Origin of the sequence: Simplicispira sedimenti (assembly GCF_022760965.1) — a bacterium.
In the GTDB taxonomy this organism is placed as follows: Bacteria; Pseudomonadota; Gammaproteobacteria; order Burkholderiales; family Burkholderiaceae_C; genus Simplicispira; species Simplicispira sedimenti.
The window spans coordinates 1-1,332 of record NZ_JAKVIJ010000025.1 but is presented as its reverse complement, the minus strand read 5'-3'; the positions used below and the strand labels follow the sequence as shown (position 1 = coordinate 1,332).

The 1,332-nt window shown below is 60.8% G+C and carries 1 protein-coding gene; it reads right to left on the bottom strand.

Annotated elements, in window-relative coordinates; translation table 11 throughout:
* Positions 1-36: 36 nt before the first annotated feature.
* On the bottom strand, positions 37-1,263 hold the full coding sequence (locus MJ602_RS16635; protein WP_243021860.1) for an IS256 family transposase: 1,227 nt from the start codon (positions 1,261-1,263) through the stop codon (positions 37-39).
* Positions 1,264-1,332: the final 69 nt, after the last annotated feature.

The window sequence follows — 1,332 nt, the reverse complement described above, 5'->3', positions numbered from 1 at the left end:
GGGCGTGTCCGAATTTTTGTGTAAACGGTTCGGACTTCAGTTGACGGAGATGCGGTCTCCGAACTGAATGGTAAAGCGGGTCAGCGCAGCCTTCCAATCCCGGATGGGCATGCTCCACTTCTGGCTGATGTTGCGCAGGGCCAAGTAGAACAGCTTGCTCAGCGCCTCATCGCTGGGGAATGAGCCCCGGTTCTTGGTCAGCTTCCTCAGGCCCATGTTCACCGACTCGATGGCGTTGGTGGTGTAGATGACCTTGCGGATTTCCGGCGGGTAGTCAAAGAACGGGATGAGTCGGCTCCAGTTCCTGCGCCAGGACTGGCCAATGGGCAGGTACTCGGCATCCCAGCGCTCCTCGAATTCCCCGAGCATCAGCTCGGCCTCCTCGGCGGTGGCGGCCGTGTAGATGCGGCGCAGGTCGGCGGCCACCTCCTTTCTTCGCTTCCAGGACACGTAGTTCAGGCTGTGGCGCACCATGTGCACGATGCACAGCTGCACCACCGCCTTGGGGAACACCGCCTCGATGGCTTGCGGGAAACCTTTGAGCCCATCCACACAGGCAATGAAGATGTCCTGCACGCCCCGGTTGCGCAATTCGGTGACGACCTGCAGCCAGAACTTGGCGCCCTCGGTTTGCGCCAGCCACAGGCCCAGCACCTCCTTGTCGCCCGTCATGGTGATGCCAATGGCCAGGTACACCGCCTTGACCCGCACAGCACCTTCTCGCACCTTCACATGGATGCAGTCCAGATAGACGATGGGATAGATGGGCTCCAGCGGTCGTGTCTGCCAAGCCTTGACCTCATCGGCCACAGCATCGGTCACCGAGGAAATCAGGCTGGGCGAGATCTCGGTGCCGTACATCTCCTGCAAGTGGGCCTGTATCTCGCGCACCGTCAGGCCACGGGCGTATAGCGAGATGATTTTGTCGTCGAAGCCGGCCCAGCGGGTCTGGTGCTTGGGGATGAGCTGGGGCTCGAAGCTGCCATGGCGGTCGCGTGGCACCTCGATGGGCAACTCGCCAAACTCCCCCTTGAGGGTCTTCTTGCTCTTGCCGTTTCGGGTGTTGCCGGCGGGGTTGGCCACCGCTTCGTTGCGTTCATGGCCCAGGTGCTCAGTCAGCTCGGCGTCCAAGGCTCGCTCGACCAGCAGCTTGGTCAATTGCTTGAGCAGGCCGTTCTCGCCGATGAGGTCTTCAGGCTTCTTGTAGTTGGCCAGCAGGCCAGACAGCAGTTCTTCGGGTACGTCGTGTTTCTTGGTGTTCATTGTGCTTACGGACAGGCCGGCTTGCGCCGGCGGTGGATTGTCCGTTTACACAAAATTCTGTACACCCTC

Coding starts and splice junctions, on each gene's coding strand:
- MJ602_RS16635 (WP_243021860.1), bottom strand. CDS start 1,263: ATGAACACCAAGAAACACGACGTACCCGAAGAACTGCTGTCTGGCCTG.